The organism is Pandoraea sp. XJJ-1 (assembly GCF_026802345.1).
Classification (GTDB): Bacteria; Pseudomonadota; Gammaproteobacteria; order Burkholderiales; family Burkholderiaceae; genus Pandoraea; species Pandoraea cepalis.
Window position 1 is genome coordinate 2,831,034 of sequence record NZ_CP113827.1, and the last position, 19,373, is coordinate 2,850,406.

Consider the following 19,373-nt stretch of genomic DNA (forward strand, 5'->3'; position numbering starts at 1 on the left):
AGAAGGCGGCATGAAAGCGACCGGACGCGCACAGACGCGCGGCGAAGAACTCGCCAATAGCGCGAGTCACGGCATTGCCTGCATGGCCGCCCTCGCCGCCACGCCCGCCCTGTTCACGGCGGTCCGCCCGCCGTTGCCAAGCACGGGAGAGCAGATCGGCATCGGCGTGTTCGCCATCACCATGGTGATCGTCTATCTGGCGTCCGCGCTGTATCACGGCTTGCCCGATGGCCGTGCGAAACGGCTGTTCATGCGTGTCGATCATTGCGCCATCTTTCTCTTCATTGCCGGGACGTACACCCCCTTTACCGTCAAGATCCTTCACGACCCGTGGGGCTGGCCGCTGCTGACCGGCGTATGGGCCATGGCCATTGCCGGGCTGGTTGCCAAGGGACTCGGCCTGCTCGACCGGCCGCTCGTCTCCACCCTGCTCTACGTTGGGCTAGGCTGGATCGCCGTACTGGTCGCCGGTCCGGTGCTCGCCGCCATCCCCGGCCCTGGCGCAGACTGGCTGTACGCCGGCGGCGTTGCCTACACCGTCGGCGCCCTTTTCTACTCGCTCGACGGCCATATCAAATTCGGCCATCTGGTCTGGCATCTATTTGCCATCGGCGGTACGGCCTGTCACTTTCTCGCCGTCTACCGCTACGTCTGATTGTCCAGCGCGATTCGGCAGTCCGTGAGCTTCTCGGCCAGCCGATCGCATCGCGCCGTCAACGCCGGATCGCCGAACATGCGGCACGCCCCGCGCATGCGATGCAGCAGTGCCTGCGCCGCGTCGATGTCCTCCGCGCGCCGTGAGGCGATCAGGCGGCGAAAGCGCGCAAGATCCTTCGCCATTTCCTCGCGCATCAAGCGACGTGCGTACGGATCGTCATGCAGCGGCGGCCGCGATGCCTTCGGGCGCTCACCCGCATTCGGCGGCGCAACGCATTCGCTCACCTCGTTCACCTCGCTCGCCTCGCAAGGCCACCGCACCGCCAGCATCTGCGCCAGCCGTTGGCGCGATACCGGCTTCGTCAACACGCCGTCGATACCGGCGTCTCGTGCTGCCCGCGCGCCGACGACCGACCCCGTCACCGCGAACACCACGGGCGATGCGCGACCGAGCACCGGGGCCAATGTGCGAAGCGTCTTCGCCAGCGTCAGGCCGCATGCACCGCCGAGCTGCACATCGGTGAGCACGACATCGACCTCTTGCGCCGTCCATTGGAGCAACGCGTCGCTCAGTTCACCCGCACGCGCGACGACGCAACCGAGCGACGACAACTGGTCGCCGAGGATCCTGCGATTCATGACGTGGTCGTCCACCACCAGCGCCCGCAACCCGGGACGCACGTCAACGTGTGCGACAGGCACCGCCGGCGCCGATGCGGGCGGCGAAGCCATTGGCGTCGCTGGCGACGCGGGCGACTCGCACGCCTCAGCGCGAGCTACGCCGGAGGAAGGCACGGCATCGGGTGTGGCGAAGGGTACCGACAAGCGAAAGCGGGCGCCGGTCGTCGACGGCTCAACGCTGAGCGCGCCCCCCATGCGCCGCGCCCATTGCTGGGCGATCCACAATCCCAGCCCGGAGCCGGGCACCGAGCGGTCGGCACGGGCAAATGCCGCGAAGACGGCGTTTTCCATGCCCGCCGGAATGCCGGGCCCGGTGTCGCAAACGTGAATCGTCAGTTGTCCCGTACCGGCGTCGCGCCGCTTCCCGGTCAAGGCAGCGTCGTGCGCCGCAGCGGCGCGCCACGATGCCTTGACCGCCACACCGCCACAAACGGTGTATTTCAGCGCATTGTCGAGCAGCGTTCGCAGGATCTGGCGCAATCGGGCTGCGTCTCCCTGAATCATGACGGGCACCTCGGTCGGAATATGGCACTCGAGCACGAGCCCTTTGGTGTGCGCAGCCCCAGCAAACCCGTCAACCTCCGCGTCGAGGCACGCGCGCACCTCGAAAGCGGCCTCGCGAAGCGGGAGTTCCGTGACCTCGTCCTGCCCCAGGTGCAGCACGTCGTCCACCGCGCTCGCAACGACGTCGAGCATATTGCGCATGGCGCCAAGTCGTTCCCTTGGCGCCATCGCGCCCGCATCGACAGGCGGGTCACCCAGGTCACGCCTATCCTCCAGGCGGCCGCCCTCGCCCCAAAGCGCATCCAGATGCCCTTGCAGCACCTGCAACGGAGCACGCAATTCGTGCACCAATGCCAGTCGAAAGGTACTGGCAGCCCATGGGGCATCACTACCCCACCCCTCCGGCCCGCTTGACGTTGCCACGTGTGCCCCGTCGGAGGAAAACCCGCCGACATCGCGGCCGCCGCGCGGGAATTTGAATTTGTCGAGATTCATCGCGTCGTTGACGCCGCATCACGATTCGCGCGTTTTGGCGTACTGAAGAAACCGTAAGAGTCTTCAAGTCTGGCCTTTTGCAAGTCGTTTGCGACTGCGCAAATTCCGATCTTCTCTTGTGGACGCCGCACTTTCGGAATCGCCCGAGCCGAACGGTTCAAGTTCTGCCTCTCATCTGCCGATAATCCCTATGACCCGTTCTGGAGACACCGACGGGCAGGGAGGCCGCGCGCGCTGACTCTGCGGCCCAGGCATTCAAACTATCGATCCCTATGTATAAGAACATTACGATTCGGACCAGTCTGACACTGGTCCTCGGTTTGCTTGGCGCACTACTCGTCCTCGTTAGCGTCCTGGGCCTCCAGGCGCTAGGGTCCAGCAATGCCTCCCTGAGCGAGATGGCCACGCAAGACACGCCGGCCCTGGCCGAGGTCAAGGGAACTGCAGAGCAGATGCTGCGCAACCGCCTGGCGATGGCGGCCTATGCCTCATACGTCAGCCTGGGCGCCGACCCGGACGAGTCGGCGAAAGTCCTCAAACGAGGCAGCCAATACATCGCGGCGTCGGACGCTCTGTGGAGCGATTATCTGAAACGTCCCAAAGAAGATGCGCACGAAGCGGAGTTGGCGAAGTCAACCGACGCCAAGCGCCGCGCCTTTTTCGATCAGGTCGTCACGCCTGCGCTCAACGCCCTGAAACAAGGCGATGTCGCTGGGTTCCATCAGATTCAGGCGCGCGTCGCCCCGCCGGCCTATGCGGCGCTCGACGCGGCCATGCGCGAGTTGCAGGAGATCCAGATCGCGCGGCAAAAGGCCCGATTCGACGTGGCCCAGCACCGCTACAACGTCATGCGCATCACCCTGGGGGCAACCCTGGCCGTTGCGCTGCTCCTCGCGCTGTGGGGCCGCGCCATGCTCGCGCGCGCCGTGCTGCGTCCGATTCGCGACGCCATCTCGCATTTCGAGCGGATGGCCGCCGGCGATCTGAGCCAGCGCGTCGAGCAACACACGCGTAACGAGATGGGTCAACTGTTCGGTGCCCTCGGCCGGATGCGCGACGGTCTCGCCAGCACGGTCGGCACGGTGCGCGAGAGTACGGAAGCCATTCACGCGAACGCTCACGAGATTGCCGAAGGCAACGCCAACCTCTCGCAGCGTACGGAAGCGCAAGCGTCGTCGCTGGAGCAAACAGCGGCGAGCATGGAAGAGCTGACCGCCGTGGTCAAACAAAATGCCGAAAACGCCCGAGCCGCCAGCCAACTCGCCGTCACCGCGTCGGAGACCGCGTCGCGCGGTGGCGACGTGGTGCAGGAGGTCGTGACGACGATGCGCGACATCGCCGCGGCGTCGCAAAAAGTCACCGATATCCTGACGGTCATCGACGGCATCGCCTTTCAGACGAACATCCTGGCGCTCAACGCAGCGGTCGAAGCCGCCCGCGCTGGCGAGCAGGGCCGCGGCTTTGCCGTGGTGGCAGGCGAGGTCCGCACGTTGGCCCAGCGCAGCGCGTCGGCGGCCAAGGAAATCAAGGGCTTGATCGAGGCGTCGGGTAACCGCGTCGAGACGGGCACCCGCCTGGTCGAGCGCGCGGGCGCGACGATGGTGGATGTCGTGCAGTCGGTCAAACGCGTGACCGACATCATGGGCGAAATCTCGGCGGCCGGTGTGGAGCAGTCGAGCGGGATCGAACAAGTCAACCGGGCCGTGACGCAAATGGACGAGATGACGCAGCAGAACGCCGCGCTCGTGGAAGAGGCTTCCGCCGCGGCTGCCGCGCTGGAAACGCAGGCCATGCGCCTGCGCGAGTCGGTCGCGCTGTTCCGACTGTCGGCTCACGAAGCCGCGCGGCCCCCCGCGCTCAACGAGACCGTCGCGACGCTCGACACGCCCCAGGGCAGACTGGCGCTCGCGGCTTGAGGATCGCCACCGCCGATCAAATGCTCGCGCGCTGCTCGAAGCCTTTGATCGGCGAATCCGCAACCCAGGCCTTGTCGACTTCGCACGACGAGACCTGCGCGTGCTGCGGCCCCTCGCGCATCCATTCGCACAACGCGAGTAGCTGATCGGGCTCCCCCTGCGCGATGGCCTCGACCGTACCGTCGCGCCGGTTGCGTACCCAACCGCGGAGTCCGATCCGGCGCGCCTCGTCCACGCACGCGGCGCGATAGCCGACGCCCTGCACCAGCCCATGCACTACGATCTGCCACGTTGCCGTCATGGCCCCTCCTACGGTGATGGACGATGGGCAAGTCCACGCGAAACCAACGGACGAGGGGCCCGATCGAGACCGGGCCCTGTCACTACGTTAGCACACCGCCTCGGCACGTCTAATACACGTCGCGGCGATAGCGTCCCTGCGCCGACAGGTCGAGCAGGACGTCCGTTCCGATGGCGTCGGCCAGCGCGGCATCCACTGCGGGCGCCATGCCGGAGAGGCTGCCGCACACATAAATCGACGCGCCGCGCGCCACCCAGGCCGCAATGTCCTGTGCGGCTTCGCGCACCCGATCCTGGACGTAGCGGCGTTGCGCCTGGTCACGCGAATACACGCGGTCGAGGCAGGCAATGCCGCCCTGCGCGTGCCATGCACACAACGTCGCGTCGTGGAAATCATCGTGCGCCGCGTGACGCTCACCGAAAATCAGCCAGTTGCGCCGCTGTCCGTTAGCGATACGTTCGGCAAGGTGCGCTCGCAGTCCGGCCAATCCCGTGCCGTTACCGATCAGGATCATGCCGCGCCCCGCCGCCGGGCCGTGAAAGCCGGGATTCGGACGCACCCGCATCGACACAGACTCGCCCAACGCCACGCCCTCGGTGAGCCAGCCGGAACCCAGGCCCAGCGAGCCATCGGGATGGCGAACCTGGCGCACGAGCAACATCAGTCGCCCCTCGTCGCAGGTCGATGCAATCGAATACTCGCGCACGGGCAACGGCGCCAGACGCGCCAGCCAATCGTGCAGATCGATGCCTGCCGGCGGAGCGGTGTCGGGCAACAGGCGTTCGCGCAACGCGTCGCCCAGCGTCGTCTCGCGCCCAGCGACACTCACCCGCACGTCGCGTGCCCAGACACTCCTCGAGAGGAAAGTGTCCACGCGTGCGACCGAGTGGCGCGGCCGCACGTCGACCCGATCGCCCGCCATCCATTGCACGCCCGACGGCGGGGTGAACGCCAGGTGAAAGGCCGGCAAACCAGCGCTGCCGGGATTGAGCAGGTCGCGCTCGACCAACGTCCACGGCTGAAAGCGGGGGCCGTCGTGTGGCTTCGACGCCGCCAGCGGATGGCCGAACCACTCGCCAAGCCGGTCTTGCCAGCGCACCCACGCGCCCGGATCGCCACGGTCGACTTCGATGGGCTCGAATGCCGCCACGCCGCCCTGCGCACGCAGCCAACCATCGAGTTTGCGGCCGAATCCGCAGAATCGGTCGTAATGACTGTCCCCCAACGAGAGCATCGCGAAGCGCAACGTCGGCAAGGCCATCGCCCGATTCATCAATTGCTGTGCAAAGCGGCGCGCGCTGTCGGGCGGCTCGCCATCGCCGAACGTGCTGACGATGAACAGCGCCCGCCTGGCCGAGCCGAGTTGCGCCTGACCGATGCGCGCCAGCGGCTGGATCTGGGCCCGGACGCCCGCGCCTTCGAGCATGCCGGCGGTCTGCCACGCAAGGTCTTCCGCCACGCCACTCTGACTGGCGTAGCCGATCAGCACCCCATCGTCCGCGAACGTCCCCCCCGCAGCGACCGGCGAGCCAGACCTCGCCACGACCGGGCGCGATGCCGCCAGCGCGCGTTGCTTCCTGCGCCGGTCCAGATACAACATCCAGCCCGTGACGAAAAACACCGGCATCATCAGGCTCGAGAGCATCATGACAACGACGCCCGCGGGTCCAAAGAAGCTGCCGCGATGCAGCGCGTAGATGCTCGCCATCCATTGGCCGCCCGTGGTTTTCTGAGCGTACCGGTCTTCGTTGCGAATCGCGCCGGACGCCGCATCGATCTCCAGACGGTTGAACGCCCGCTCGTGCGGCGCCGACGTGTCGAGCCACGTCACCTGCAGCGGACCACCGGATTTCTGCGCCGGACGCAGGGACACCTTGGTGTAGTCCGGCACGTGCCCGGTGAAGCTGCGCCACGCCGTGGTCATCTCGGATGTCGTCGTCGCGGCCAGATCCGGCAGCGCCGCCGGCTTGCCTTCGCCGTGCGCGCGCCGCGTCGGCGGGGCAGCCGGCTTATTGCGCACCGGCGGCGACACACCCGCGATGGAAAACAGCATGCCGCGCCACCAGTCGTATGACCAATACAAGCCTGTCGTGGCGGAAAGCAGATACGGCACCAGCACCACCGTGCCGATCACGGCGTGCAGGTTCCAAAGGAATGGACGACCGCGCTTCTTGAGATCGATATGAAACCAGGCTCGCCAGTGACCCACCCGTCGCGGCCAACGCAGATACAGGCCGCTCAGCGCCAGCACGAACAGCAGCATGGTGGCCGCCGCCGTAATCTGCTTGCCGATTCCGTCCACCGTGAGGAAACGGTGAATATCCATAATGAACCGGAAGACGGCATCGGCCTGCGACCGGCCAAGCATCTGCCCGGTGTAGGGGTCGACGAAATACGTCTCGCCGCGCGGCCCATCGCCCACGGACAGCCGCACGCCGACCGCGTCTTGCGGCGCGCGCGTCATCGTCATGAGCAGAACGCGCCGGTCGGGCGCCGCCTCATGCACGCGCGCGAGCAACTCGGGAATCGGCAGCGGCGCCGTGTCGCGCACCGCTACGGTCATCACGCCCGGACTGAAGGCCCGAGTCAGGGCGTCGTCATAAGAAAGCAGCGCGCCGGTCAGACCGACGACGGCCAACACCAGCCCGGCGGTAATGCCGAAAGCCCAATGCAACTGAAACCAGAGTCTTTTCATCATCGTTATCGTCCGGCGCACATTCGAGCGCCGGAATCGGCGCATGCGCGGCAGGTATGCCGTGCCGCCGTCCCCGATCGTCTACTTTACGGCAATTGTGGAATGTTATTGCAAACGATTCTCATATTCAATACCAATTTAACTTTCCAAACCTTGTAGGCGTCATCCGACAAGCGTTTCATTGAACGGACGACTTCCTGTCGGTTTTTGACGGGGTAGGATGATGTCTTCCGCGCGGATGTCCGCGCTCCCGCCCACCGAACCGCCGCACGTCACGTCTCGTCTGCCCTCCCCTGCGCCCGCCGCTCGGCCCCGGCGATGACCTATCGACCTGCGGCACGATAGCGACGGAGTGCCATGCAACCCCTAGCGTCTTCCCCGCCCGCGACACGCGACACGACACCGGCCGACACTTGCCACGTCGATGTCACCACGGTCGCCTTCTTTTTCGACCTCGACGGCACGTTGGCCCCGCTCGCACCGCGTCCCGACGCGGTCAGACTGCCGCTCGACACGGCCAATGTTCTCGCCAGCCTGTTCCACCGCGCGTGCGGCGCCATCGCCGTCGTCTCGGGGCGCGCCATCGACGATATCGACGGCCTGCTCGCCCCGTTACGCGTGCCCGCCGCCGGCCTGCACGGGGCGGAAATCCGCCATGCCGACGGCGAACGCGTTCGCGCCGAGGGCTATGCCGTCGACGCGGAGCGAATTGCGTCGATGATCGCGCCGCTGCACGCGCTCGTCGCCCAGCACCCCGGCCTATTATTGGAGAACAAGGGCAGCGCGCTGGCGCTGCACTACCGTGGGGCCCCTGAACTGGCAAGCGTGGCGCGCGATACCATGCGCGCCCTGGCCGAACTGCATGCCGAGCGCTTCGTGCTGCAACCCGGCAAGCTGGTCTTCGAGCTGCGTGCGCGCCACGTCAGCAAGGGCCGAGCCATTACCACCTTGCTGCAAGAGGCGCCGTTCGCCGGTCGAACGCCGCTCTTCGCGGGCGACGACCTGACCGACGAGGCCGGGTTTGCCGAGGTGAATGCGCTGGGCGGCATCACGATCAAGATCGGCGACGGCGAGACGTGTGCCCGCCACCGTCTGCCGTCGCCCGAGGCCCTCACGGCCTGGCTGCTGACATTGCCCCCCGCCAGCCCGCCCCCACCCTCAAAGGAGAACGGAGCATGAGTCGCTTGGTCATCGTATCGAATCGGGTCGCCCCCATCACCGAGGGCAAACCGACCGCAGGCGGACTGGCGATCGGTGTGTACGAAGCACTCAAGGATACCGGCGGCATGTGGTTCGGCTGGAATGGGGAAATCGACGCCGAGCCGGCCACGGTGCCCGAGATCGCCCACCGCAACAACGTCACGTTCGCGACCGTGCCGCTCACGCGCCGCGACTACAACACCTACTATCGTGGCTTTTCGAACGCGACCCTGTGGCCGACCTTCCATTACCGCGACGACCTCACGCGCTACCAGCGCGACGACTACAACGGCTACCGCCACGTCAACGCGCGCTTTGCCGCGCTGCTCGCACCGCTGCTTGAGCCCGACGACCTGATCTGGGTGCACGACTACCACCTGTTGCCGTTCGCGCAGGCGTGTCGCCAGATCGGCGTACAGCAGCGACTCGGCTTCTTTCTGCACATTCCGTTCCCCTCGCCACAGGTCCTCATGACCGTGCCGCCGCACGAAGCGCTGGTGCGCGCGATGTGCGAGTACGACCTCGTCGGCTTCCAGACCGAAACCGACCGCACGGCGTTTACCGACTATCTGGTACGCCACGCCGGTGCGACCCTGCACGACGACGGCACCGTCACGGCCTTTGGTCGCACGCTGCGCACGGGCGTCTACCCGATCGGCGTGTATCCCGACGAGATTGCGCAGCAGGCGACCGCGCGCGCGACGGTCAAGCACATCCTCGATCTGAAACAGGGGCTGCAGGACCGCAAGCTCATCATGAGCGTGGATCGCCTCGATTATTCGAAGGGGATGCTCGAACGATTTCGCGCGTTCGAGCGCCTGCTCGAACTGTGGCCGAACCAGCAAGGAACCGTGAGTTTCGTTCAGGTCGCACCGCCCAGCCGCTCGGACGTGGCGGGCTATGGGGAAATTCGCCAACAGTTGGAAACCGAGGCGGGGCATATCAACGGGCGCTTCTCGGATCTGGCCTGGACGCCGCTTCGCTATATCAACAAACGCTACGCTCACGAAGTCCTGATGTCGTTCTTCCGGGCGTCGCAGGTGGGTTACGTCACGCCGCTGCGCGACGGCATGAATCTCGTGGCGAAGGAATACGTGGCGTCGCAGGATCCGGCGGATCCCGGCGTGCTGGTGCTGTCATGCTTCGCGGGCGCCGCTCAGGAACTGGACGGCGCGCTGATCGTGAATCCCTATGACATCGACGGCATGGCCGAAGCGTTGCGCACGGCGCTGAACATGTCACTTTCGGAGCGCCAGACGCGCCACGCCAGCATGATGGCGACGCTGCGCGAGCACAATCTGTCGACGTGGCGCAACCGGTTCATCGCCGATCTGCGACCGCCGACGACCGCCGCTAAACCAGCCTTGCTGCGTACGCAACCGGCCGCGGCCTCAGTCGACGGGTGAACGTCGCCAGAGGGCGCGGCGAGCCGCACGACGCGCCGCCATGATCTGCCACGATAAGGTCGCGACGGGCGGACGGTCTTACTTGCCCGCCGGACGCGACTGCTGCACCTGTGCCAAACGTTTTTGCAGGCCGTCCGCGATTTCCTTCTGGTGGGTTTGCTTGGCAAAGTCGATGGCCGTCATGCCGATCTGGTTCTTGAGACGGACATCCGCGCCCCCATCGAGCAGCACCTTGCACGTGGTGATGTGCCCCCCGCGAGCGGCCATCATGAGCGGCGTGGTGCCGTTGGGCGACTCGGCATCGACGTAAGCCGACGCGTCCAGCAGGATCTGCACGATGTCATCGTGCCCGTTGGTCGCGGCGTAATGCAGCGGCGCCCAACCCTTCTTGTTGACTTCGGCATCCTTGTCGATGAGCAGCTTGACCATCGGCGTGAGGCCTTGCAGCGAGGCGATCATCATCGCGTTCTCGCCTGCCGCGTTGGTCGCATCGAGATCCGTGCGCTTATCGTCGATGAGCAGGCGCGCCACGTCCACCGACTTTTCGCGCATCGCGATCACCAGCAGCGGGTTGCCCTTTTCGTCCGTCGAATTCGGGTCGACCCCCGCCTTGAGCGCTTGGGCGATGGATTTTGTGTCGTTGAAGACGACCGCCTTGACCAGAGCGCTATTGGAAGTGGCCGCCGTGGCGCATGCCGTCAGACAAAGCACGCTGAGCAACATCCAGGCTCGGATCATCGAAAATTTGCGCATTGGGAGCTCCTGTCGGTAGTCCGGTGAATAACGGAAAGGCAGTTCGGTCGATTAGGGGTACGGGTCTTACGGTTCAGGGCTTTGCCGTGGCAAACAGGCGGAAGAAATTCTCCGTCGTGACATCGGCGATCTTCTGCAGCGGCTCGCCGCGCAGATCGGCGATAAATTCGGCCACATGCCGCACGTAGCCCGGCTGATTGAGCTTGCCGCGATAGGGCACGGGCGCGAGGTACGGCGAATCGGTCTCGATCAGCATGCGCTCGAGCGGCACGCGCCGCGCCACGTCCTGCAAATCGCGGGCGCTCTTGAACGTGACGATGCCGGAGAACGAGATATAGAAGTTCTGATCGAGCGCGCCTTGTGCGACCTCCCAGCTCTCGGTGAAGCAGTGCATCACCCCGGCGGGCTCGCCCGCCTGCTCTTCGCGCATGAGGCGCAGCGTATCCTCGGCGGCCGCGCGCGTGTGAATGATGAGCGGCTTGCCGGTGAGGCGCGCGGCACGAATATGCGTGCGAAAGCGCTCGCGCTGCCACGCCATGTCCTCGATGCTGCGACCTTCGAGCCGGTAGTAGTCGAGCCCGGTTTCACCAATGGCCACGACTTTCGGGTGGGCGGCCAGACGCACGAGGTCGTCGACGCTCGGCTCGGGCGTGTCTTCGTAATCGGGATGGACACCGACCGAGGCATACACGTTGTCGTGCTGTGCTGCGATGTCCAGCACCTGCGGCAGCGTCGGCAGGTCGACCGAGACACACAGGGCGTGGCTCACCTTGTTCTCACGCATGCGCGCGAGCAAGTCGGGCATCTGCTCGGCCAGTTCCGGGAAATTGATATGACAATGCGAATCGATGAACATGATGTGCGATCGGTGTCCGGTGCCCTGCGTCAACGCGACGCCGGCCCACCGAACAACTGTTGGTATTGCAGGAAAAGGGCCTCGAGCAGCACGCGGGTATTGAGCGGGTGATTTTGCACCTGACGCTGCTGCGCCAGCTCACGCAGGAAGCCGAGCAGGTGCACGTCGTCCGTCGCGTCGCCGCAACGGCGCAACGCCTGGGCATGACTCGGGAAGAAGCGTACGGTGCCCGTCATGCGCTGCGCGAGCACATCGAAGCACCAGCGTTGCAGCGTCTCCAGAATGCCCGGCAAATTGCCCTTGTGCAGTTGTTCCGCACAGGCAAAGCCGTCGATCGCGGCGCCCTGCGCGAGCTGGCCGATCAGCCAGTCGCGCCAGGCGCGCTCGTCCGGCTCGGCGAGTGCGCGGGCGGCAAGCGGCGCCCCGCCGGTCTCGGCCAGTACCGCGGCGGCGGTGGCGGCGTCGAGTCCCGCGTCGCCCATCAACCATTGCGTTGCCTGCGCGTGATCGGGCCGGGTCAACACCATGCGGCGGCAACGCGACAGAATCGTCGGCAGCAGACGGTCCGGCTGCGTCGTCACCAGGAGGAACACCACGCCCTCGGGCGGCTCTTCGAGCGTTTTGAGCAGGGCATTCGCCGCATGCACGTTGAGCGCCTCCGCCGGATAGAGAAGCACCACGCGTCGCCCCTGACGGTGCGAACCCAGGCTCGCGAAGTCGATCACTTCGCGGACCTGCTCGATCTTGATTTCCTTGCTCGGTGTCTTGGTTTTCTTGTCGCCCTCGGCGTCGGCACGGGCGTCGGCACCGGGCAGGCTATCGGCCAATATTTCAGGACAGACGGCACGAAAATCCGGGTGATTGCCGCTGGAGAACCACTGGCACGCACCACACGTGCCGCATGGCAGGTGGTCGGCGCGCGGCGATTCGCACAGCAGGGCCTGCGCGAACGTGCGGGCGAGCGCCAGCTCGCCAATGCCGGGCACCGCCTGCAACAGCAGCGCGTGCGGCATCTGGGCGCGCAGGTCGTTCAGGCGTGTCCAGTCCTGTGACTGCCAGGGATACAGCATATGGGCTCCTTGGCCGATAAATGCGTCGGGCGAGACAGCGAAATTACGCCATGGCGAATTCGCGAAATACCGACGCTGCGAGTCGGTCGAACAAGCGGATTATCGCGCGTCAGCGCGGCCCGTGCCCGGGCACGCCCAGACGGGCGAATACGCCCGCGAGTTGTCCGGCAATGGCCTCGATGCTTTGCGCGGCGTCAATCACGACGAATCGCTCCGGCGCGGCCTTGGCACGACGCAGGTACTCATCTCGCACCCGTGTGAAAAACGCCGCCGATTCGCGCTCGAACTTGTCCGGCGCCCGGGCGCCCGCCAGCCGCGCGGCGGCAATCGCCGGATCGAGATCGAACAGAATCGTCAGATCGGGTTGACGCGTGCCCTGCACCCATTGTTCGAGGATCGCCAGCTTGTCGCGTGACAGCCCCCGCCCGCCGCCCTGATAGGCAAACGTCGCATCGGTGAAGCGATCGGAGACGACCCAGTCGCCGCGCGCGAGCGCCGGTTCGATCACCTTCGCCAGATGCTCGCGACGTCCGGCGAACATCAGCAGCGCCTCGGTTTCGAGATCCATCGGCTCATCGAGCACGAGCTTGCGCAACGCCTCGCCCAAGGGGGTGCCCCCCGGCTCGCGCGTGGCGACGACGCTGCGCCCCACACTGGCGAGGCCCTGACGCAGCGTGTCGACAAAGGCGTTGACGTGCGTGCTCTTGCCGGCGCCGTCGATGCCTTCGAACGTGACGAACCTGCCCGGCACAGTGGCCGTGGCCTCGGGGGAATGCGTCATTGCTCACCTCGCTGAAATTTGTCCACGGCGCGATTGTGCTCCTGGAGGTTCGCCGAGAAATGGCTCGTGCCGTCGCCGCGCGCCACGAAGTACAGCGCGTCGGTCGACGCGGGATTCAACGCTGCCGCAAGCGACGCCATGCCCGGTAGCGCGATCGGCGTCGGCGGCAGGCCGGCGCGGGTGTAGGTGTTGTAGGGCGTGTCCGTCTGCAAGTCGCGCTTGCGCAGGCGCCCCGTATACAGATCCCCCATGCCGTAGATCACCGTGGGATCGGTCTGCAGCAACATACGCTTGCGCAGCCGATTGACGAACACGGCCGCGACCTGGCCGCGCTCCACCGCCTGCCCGGTTTCCTTCTCGATGAGCGACGCCATGATAAGCGCCTCGTACGGTGTCGTGTAGGGCAACCCCGGCGCACGCGCGGCCCACGCTTCGTCCAGGCGCTTCTGCATCAGGCGATAGGCCCGCTTGTAGATATCGACGTCGCTCGTGCCTTTTGGAAACAGGTAGGTGTCGGGAAAGAACATGCCCTCGGCTTCCGCACGATCGGCGCCCACGAGCTGCATGAGATCCGCGTCGGGAAGCCCGGCCGTGTCGTGCCGCAACGCCGGGTTCGCGTCCAGTTCGGCACGCATCTTCTTGAAGGTCCAGCCTTCGATGATGGTCACGACATACTGGTTGACGTCACCACGCGCGAGCTTTTCCATCACCTCGAATGGCGTGATGCCGGTCGCAAACTCGTAGTTGCCCGACTTGAGCTTGGTCCCCACGTCCATGACGCGAGCCAGCAGATTGAACAACAGCGGTTGTACCGGCACGCCGCCGGTACGCAATTGCGTCGCCACGCTGCGCACCGAGCTGTAGGGTTTGATCGTGACGTCGAGCGTTGGCTTGCCCAACTGCAAGGGGGCTTGCGCCCAATAATAGAATGCGCCGCCCGCCGCGAGCGCAGCGACAATCAACAGTACGAACAGGCGTTTGATGAAAGACATGAATTGCAGGGTAAGCCATCCAGCGACGGCAGCGGGTTCGGGGGACTCGGTCAGACAGCGTGGCGCCGACGGCGTCGAGCGGCGCGTTTTGCGCGTCGAACCGAGCTCGCACGTTCTGGCGGAAGACCCAATATAATACTTTGACTTGCCGAACCCTCACAGATTGACAGCCACCTTCGTTTATGACCTCCCAATGGCGTGATCTCCTGCCGCAAGCGGCAGACGTGAATTCCCCCGATATTTTGTCCAACGCGAGCGCACGCGCCGCCCAGTTCGACGCCTTGCAAACCGGCAGCTTCGTCGCGCTGGCGAGCGACACCGGCCTGATCGCCCTGAGCGGCGCCGATGCCGCGAGCTTTCTGCACGGCCAACTGACCAACGACGTCGAGCGCCTGGCGCCCGCACAGGCGCGGCTGGCCGGCTACTGCTCGGCAAAGGGGCGCCTGCTCGCCACCTTCCTGATGTGGCGCGATGCGTCCGCCGACGCCACGATCTATCTGGCGTGCGACGCCACGGTGCAGGCTGCCGTACAGAAACGACTGTCGATGTTCGTCCTGCGGGCCAAGGTCAAGCTGACCGACGGTGCTGCCACGCACGTGTTGCTGCAGGTCGGTGGCCCGGCGGCGGAGGCCGTCCTCGCGAACACGTTCGCCGCACTGCCCACCGAATCGCTGGCCGTTGCCCACGCAACCCTCGGCGACGACGCGACCCACCTGATCCGACTGCCGGCGGCCGGCACGGCACGCTCGCTCTCGCGCTTCCTCTGGAGCGTGCCGGTGGCGCGTGTCGCCGAGGTCTGGGCCTCGCTGACGCAAGCCCCCGGGGTGGTCGCCGTTGCCCCAGCCCTCGCGGCATGGCTCGATGTGCATAGCGGCGTGGCGCGCGTCACGAGCGCGACGCAGGAGCAGTTCGTTCCGCAGATGGTGAACTGGGAGGTCGTGGGTGGCGTGAACTTCCGCAAGGGCTGCTATCCGGGCCAAGAGGTTGTCGCGCGCAGCCAGTATCGCGGCACCATCAAACGGCGTCTGCATCTGGCGCACGTCGATGCCACGCAACCCGCACCGGGCCAGGAACTCGTCGAGACAAGCGATCCGGACCAGCCATGCGGCATGGTCGTGCACGCGGCACCGGCACCGAACGGCGGCTACGACGCGCTCGTTGAAGTGAAGCTCACCGCGCGCGAAGCCGACGATGTGCGCCTTGGCGCCGCCGATGGCCCCGCGCTGACCTTCGCCGAATTGCCGTACGACATCGTGGACCCGACGGAGTCGCCCGCGTCGTCTGCGGCGGCGTCCTGACCCGGCCGCCGCGGCGCCCGAGAATGGACTGTTACGTCTACTACCGCGTTTCATCGCACAACGCCGGCGCGGCTCGTCTGGCCGTCGCGCAACTTTTCGCGCTGACGGCAGCGCGCTTCGGCGTCACGGGGCGCCTGCAATGGCGCGCCGACGCCTCCGCCCACGACACCGCCGCCGGCACCACAACGTGGATGGAGCGCTACGACGGCGTCAGCGACGCGTTCGTCGCGGCGCTGACGCCGTTGGCCGCCGAGGCCGGCTTGACGATGCGCATCGACGGCGAGCGTCACGCCGAGTGCTTTGTCGACGCCGAGCCACCATGTGCCTGATCGTCTTCTCCTGGCAGCCCGAGGCCGCCACGCCGCTGGTCCTGCTCGCCAATCGCGATGAGTTCTTCGAGCGTCCCGCCGAACCGTTGCACTGGTGGCGCGATCGCCCGGACGTCCTTGCCGGCCGAGATCTACGCGGCGGTGGAACGTGGATGGGCGTCAATCGTGCGGGACGCTTCAGCGCACTGACGAATTTTCGCGACGGGCGCGCCCCAATGGCGCCGAAAGACTCGCCATCGCGTGGCCTGCTCGTCTCGGCCATGCTCGATGCGACTTCGTTCGACGACGATCTGGTGCGCATTGAACGGCACGCACACGAGTACACAGGATTCAATCTTCTCGCGGGAGACTTGCCGGCGGGCAAGCTGTTCTGGTTGGGAAATCGCGCCCACCACGTCGGCGGCACGGCACCGGCCGCCTTCGCCATGCCACTCGCTCAGGCCATCGCGCCCGGCGTCCACGGTCTGTCCAACGCCGTGCTCGACACGCCCTGGCCCAAGCTGGTCAGCCGTCGCGAGGCTTTCGCCCATGCACTGACACACCATGCCGACGACGCCAGCCTGCTGCGGATCATGCGCGACGCCAGCGAAGCGCCCGACAGCGCGTTGCCGGAGACGGGCGTCTCACGCGCGTGGGAACGCTCGCTATCGGCGGCATTCATTGCGTCGCCCGCGTACGGGACCCGATGCACCACCCTGCTTCGCTACCATCGTGACGGCACCGTCGACATGACGGAAGTCACCGTAACGCCAGGTCAGTCGCCCACGGTCTTGTCCGGCCGTCGCGATTTCACCTTCACCGCCCAGGCCACACTCGCTCGATAGTGCGACCCCTTCACGCTTGTCGCCTCAAGGGGATGCGCCCCGCCGTTTCTGGATGACGCCCGAGACGTTCGCCCAAAACTGTCATTAGGCATTTCCTGATTTCCTGCGGAAACGCCACAAATTTCGCCTGACAGATATTTCGGTGTCTTACATTTGGCTATAATTGCTCGCCAACCATTTTGGGGGGGCTATGGAAGGGCGACCCGATTCATTATCGAATCTCCCGCCATATCCGGCCGTATCGAGCGACGGCCGTGACAACGCATTTAGCGAAACAGCGCGTGGCTCAGCAAAGCGGCAATCGCTTTTTTTCACTCAAACGCCATGCCAGACAACATCGACCCGCGAACGATGCGTCGCACAGCCCTATGGAGTTCGGAAGCCGTTCCCGCTGGGGAATCGACGCCGCTACCCACGGTGCCCGCGCACTCGGCGACGGCTGGATCGTCCCGCACCGTTGCCCACTGGGCATTGCCTGTGCGCCGGTGGGCCTATCGTCAACATGACGCAGCGTCGGCCCGCAAGCCGGAGGTCGGCGACATCGATCCCATGTTGCGCCGGCGTCTGAGCCCGCTCGCCCGACTGGCGTTGTCGGCCGCCACGGCGTGCGGTCCGCTGCCGCCCAAGTGCCGGGTCGTGTACGCCTCTCAGCACGGCGAGATCCAGCGCACCACGCAAATGCTTGACGCGCTGGTTCGCGGCGAGCCGCCCTCGCCAACCGCGTTCAGCTTGTCGGTCCTCAATGCAACCCCCGGCGTGCTCAGCATTGCGCGCGACGACCGCTCGGCCATCAATGCCATCGCCGCGCTCGACGATACGCTTGGCTACGCATTGCTCGACGCATGGACGCAACATCGGGAGGCCCCCGACTCGCCGCTGCTGGTGATTTACGCCTTCGAAGCGCCGCCGGCCTGCTTTGGCCCGACGTCGCGCCAGATCGACGACAGCGCGAGCGCTCTGGCGCTACTGATCGAATCCGGTGCCACCGCGCGCCTGACCTGCACGATGCATCTGCCGACCGCTCGCGAGGCGCACGCGGAGCGCCGCGCGCAATGTCAGAGTCTGGTCACGTCGCTGCTGGAGGGCGGCAGCGACCTCTGGCGCGGCGAACGCCACGATTGGCAGTGGGAATGGCACGAGGACGCACGGCATGCCAATGTCTGATTCTTGTACACAACTACGGTGGGAGCTCCTGCGGCGGCGCACGGCGTCGCTGTGGCTATGGTCGTGCTTCGCCGTCGGCGGTCTCCTCTTTTCGCTGATCGTATTCCCCGCACTCCTTTTGCTTCCGATGTCCACGCGCCGCCGCCGCCGCTGCGCCATGGCTATCGTGCATCACGGCTTCGCCGCGCTCGTCGCGGCTTCGCGTGCCCTGGGCGTCATCCGCTTCGACATCCAGAATGCCGAGAAACTGCGGCACCTGGGCCGCGCCATCGTGATCGCCAATCACCCGTCGTACATGGACGTCATGGTGTTGCTCTCACTCATGCCGCGCGCCTGCTGCATCGTCACCAGTCGGCACTGGCGCAACCCGCTGTTCGCCGGCATCGTACGCGCGGCCGGCTATCTCCGTAACGACGGCGGACCCTCGCTCGTCGGTGCCAGCGAAGCGGCGCTGGCCGACGAGGTGCCCCTCATCGTGTTTCCCGAAGGCACACGCAGCCCGTCGCGAGGCCAGCTCGGCAAGTTCTCCCGGGGTTTCGCGCACATCGCGCTGGCACATGACTGCCCGATCCTGCCCGTGCTGATCGACTGTGATCCGCCTGCCTATACGAAACAACACCGGTGGCACTCACTCCCCCCCTCCACGCCGACCCTGCGCGTTCGTGTGCTGGAAGACGACTTGAGCGAGCACGTGGCCGCCGCGCCGGTTCGCTTCGCGCCCGCCAACGAGGACGTGCTTGCCCCATTGGCGGCGAGACGCCTGACGGCGCTCGCCGAACATTTTTTCATCGATCAGATTTCTCAACATGGCTTCACTAGAACTTGAAATCAAGCAATTGATCGTCCAGTCCCTTGAACTGGAAGACATTGCGGTGGACGACATCGCCGACGACATTCCCTTGTTCGGCGATGGCCTCGGCCTGGACTCCATCGATGCGCTCGAGTTGGGCATCGCCCTGCGCAAGCGCTTCGGCCTGCAAATCGAAGCGGGCGACGACGCCGCGCGCGCCCAGTTCCGCAGTGTTGCCACCCTCGCCCAGTTGCTGCGCGAGCGCGGCTGCACCCAGTAAGGAAACCGAATGATGAGTTCATTGACGTTGCCCTTGTCCGACGAAGACATCCTTTCCCGTTTGCGCACCATCCTGCACGACACCTTCGAGATCGAACCCGAACGGGTGACCTTGCAGGCGCACCTGTTCGAGGAGCTTGACCTCGACAGCATCGATGCCGTAGACCTTGCCATCCAACTGCAGCGCCTGACGGGCAAACGCATCAAGCCCGACGAGTTCAAGAGCGTGCGCACCGTCGACGACGTTGTGGCGGCCGTGCGTACGTTGCTCAACGACTGATCGTCCGGCATGCCCCGACTTCACGCCGACGCGCCAGCGTCATTGCCGCGCACCCCACAAGCCCGAGTCCGCTGGCCATCTGTCGTCGCGGCACTCGCCTAC

19 protein-coding genes are annotated in these 19,373 nt (G+C 65.8%); 11 read left to right on the forward strand and 8 right to left on the reverse strand.

Annotation, left to right across the window (positions count from 1 at the left end):
• Nucleotides 1-10: 10 nt before the first annotated feature.
• Complete coding sequence (trhA, locus tag OYT13_RS12850) at nucleotides 11-655, forward strand: PAQR family membrane homeostasis protein TrhA (protein WP_130026117.1); 645 nt, start codon at nucleotides 11-13, stop codon at nucleotides 653-655.
• Here trhA and OYT13_RS12855 read toward each other — a convergent pair.
• Nucleotides 646-2,337: a sensor histidine kinase gene (locus OYT13_RS12855; RefSeq protein WP_261938496.1), complete on the reverse strand. Its 1,692-nt coding sequence runs from the start codon at nucleotides 2,335-2,337 to the stop codon at nucleotides 646-648. The genes trhA and OYT13_RS12855 overlap by 10 nt on opposite strands.
• Before the next feature lie 272 nt (nucleotides 2,338-2,609).
• Between OYT13_RS12855 and OYT13_RS25165 the strand changes: the two genes are divergently transcribed.
• Entirely contained in the window at nucleotides 2,610-4,253 is a 1,644-nt protein-coding gene (locus OYT13_RS25165) for a methyl-accepting chemotaxis protein (protein ID WP_026132061.1), read from the forward strand.
• A 16-nt stretch (nucleotides 4,254-4,269) separates the two neighbouring features.
• Here OYT13_RS25165 and OYT13_RS12870 read toward each other — a convergent pair whose 3' ends face one another.
• Together OYT13_RS12870 and OYT13_RS12875 are read right to left on the reverse strand one after the other, a co-directional pair.
• Nucleotides 4,270-4,554 (reverse strand): acylphosphatase, encoded by a 285-nt coding sequence (locus OYT13_RS12870; RefSeq protein ID WP_017234551.1) that lies wholly within the window; start codon nucleotides 4,552-4,554, stop codon nucleotides 4,270-4,272.
• 109 nt (nucleotides 4,555-4,663) lie between these two features.
• Complete coding sequence (locus OYT13_RS12875; RefSeq protein ID WP_268566347.1) at nucleotides 4,664-7,252, reverse strand: sulfite reductase flavoprotein subunit alpha; 2,589 nt, start codon at nucleotides 7,250-7,252, stop codon at nucleotides 4,664-4,666.
• A 354-nt stretch (nucleotides 7,253-7,606) separates the two neighbouring features.
• On the opposite strand from OYT13_RS12875, the gene otsB reads away from it, so the two are divergent.
• The gene (otsB, locus tag OYT13_RS12880; RefSeq protein WP_150562957.1) at nucleotides 7,607-8,428 is read left to right on the forward strand and encodes a trehalose-phosphatase; all 822 of its coding nucleotides are present in this window, start codon (nucleotides 7,607-7,609) and stop codon (nucleotides 8,426-8,428) included.
• Entirely contained in the window at nucleotides 8,425-9,855 is a 1,431-nt protein-coding gene (gene otsA, locus OYT13_RS12885) for an alpha,alpha-trehalose-phosphate synthase (UDP-forming) (protein ID WP_261938494.1), read from the forward strand. The genes otsB and otsA overlap by 4 nt, the downstream gene beginning before the upstream one ends.
• A 78-nt stretch (nucleotides 9,856-9,933) precedes the next feature.
• Here the strand turns inward: otsA and OYT13_RS12890 are convergent, their stop codons facing one another.
• From OYT13_RS12890 to mltG, 5 genes are all read right to left on the reverse strand, one after another.
• Nucleotides 9,934-10,608 carry an ankyrin repeat domain-containing protein gene (locus OYT13_RS12890; RefSeq protein ID WP_017234548.1) on the reverse strand — a complete coding sequence of 225 codons (675 nt, stop codon included), beginning with the start codon at nucleotides 10,606-10,608 and terminating at the stop codon, nucleotides 9,934-9,936.
• Between the two features lie 73 nt (nucleotides 10,609-10,681).
• Complete coding sequence (locus OYT13_RS12895; RefSeq protein WP_261938493.1) at nucleotides 10,682-11,464, reverse strand: TatD family hydrolase; 783 nt, start codon at nucleotides 11,462-11,464, stop codon at nucleotides 10,682-10,684.
• A gap of 29 nt (nucleotides 11,465-11,493) precedes the next feature.
• On the reverse strand, nucleotides 11,494-12,534 hold the full coding sequence (gene holB / locus OYT13_RS12900; RefSeq protein ID WP_017234546.1) for a DNA polymerase III subunit delta': 1,041 nt from the start codon (nucleotides 12,532-12,534) through the stop codon (nucleotides 11,494-11,496).
• Nucleotides 12,535-12,643: 109 nt separating this feature from the next.
• A complete protein-coding gene (tmk, locus tag OYT13_RS12905) occupies nucleotides 12,644-13,315 on the reverse strand; it encodes a dTMP kinase (RefSeq protein WP_150562955.1) in 672 nt (223 codons plus the stop codon).
• Nucleotides 13,312-14,307 carry an endolytic transglycosylase MltG gene (mltG, locus tag OYT13_RS12910; RefSeq protein ID WP_130026127.1) on the reverse strand — a complete coding sequence of 332 codons (996 nt, stop codon included), beginning with the start codon at nucleotides 14,305-14,307 and terminating at the stop codon, nucleotides 13,312-13,314. The genes tmk and mltG overlap by 4 nt, the downstream gene beginning before the upstream one ends.
• Nucleotides 14,308-14,489: 182 nt before the next feature.
• Between mltG and ygfZ the strand changes: the two genes are divergently transcribed.
• From ygfZ to OYT13_RS12945, 7 genes are all read left to right on the forward strand, one after another.
• Nucleotides 14,490-15,605 carry a CAF17-like 4Fe-4S cluster assembly/insertion protein YgfZ gene (gene ygfZ / locus OYT13_RS12915; protein WP_017234543.1) on the forward strand — a complete coding sequence of 372 codons (1,116 nt, stop codon included), beginning with the start codon at nucleotides 14,490-14,492 and terminating at the stop codon, nucleotides 15,603-15,605.
• 23 nt (nucleotides 15,606-15,628) lie between these two features.
• Nucleotides 15,629-15,934 carry a DUF4936 family protein gene (locus OYT13_RS12920; RefSeq protein ID WP_017234542.1) on the forward strand — a complete coding sequence of 102 codons (306 nt, stop codon included), beginning with the start codon at nucleotides 15,629-15,631 and terminating at the stop codon, nucleotides 15,932-15,934.
• Nucleotides 15,925-16,758: an NRDE family protein gene (locus tag OYT13_RS12925; RefSeq protein ID WP_017234541.1), complete on the forward strand. Its 834-nt coding sequence runs from the start codon at nucleotides 15,925-15,927 to the stop codon at nucleotides 16,756-16,758. Before OYT13_RS12920 ends, OYT13_RS12925 begins: the two co-directional genes overlap by 10 nt.
• A gap of 351 nt (nucleotides 16,759-17,109) precedes the next feature.
• Nucleotides 17,110-17,922: a beta-ketoacyl synthase chain length factor gene (locus tag OYT13_RS12930; RefSeq protein WP_268566348.1), complete on the forward strand. Its 813-nt coding sequence runs from the start codon at nucleotides 17,110-17,112 to the stop codon at nucleotides 17,920-17,922.
• Nucleotides 17,923-18,079: 157 nt separating this feature from the next.
• Nucleotides 18,080-18,748: a lysophospholipid acyltransferase family protein gene (locus tag OYT13_RS12935; protein ID WP_017234539.1), complete on the forward strand. Its 669-nt coding sequence runs from the start codon at nucleotides 18,080-18,082 to the stop codon at nucleotides 18,746-18,748.
• Nucleotides 18,729-18,992, forward strand: a complete 264-nt coding sequence (locus tag OYT13_RS12940) for a phosphopantetheine-binding protein (RefSeq protein ID WP_026132056.1) — start codon at nucleotides 18,729-18,731, stop codon at nucleotides 18,990-18,992. The genes OYT13_RS12935 and OYT13_RS12940 overlap by 20 nt, the downstream gene beginning before the upstream one ends.
• A gap of 33 nt (nucleotides 18,993-19,025) precedes the next feature.
• A complete protein-coding gene (locus OYT13_RS12945) occupies nucleotides 19,026-19,271 on the forward strand; it encodes an acyl carrier protein (protein ID WP_026132055.1) in 246 nt (81 codons plus the stop codon).
• Nucleotides 19,272-19,373 lie beyond the last annotated feature (102 nt).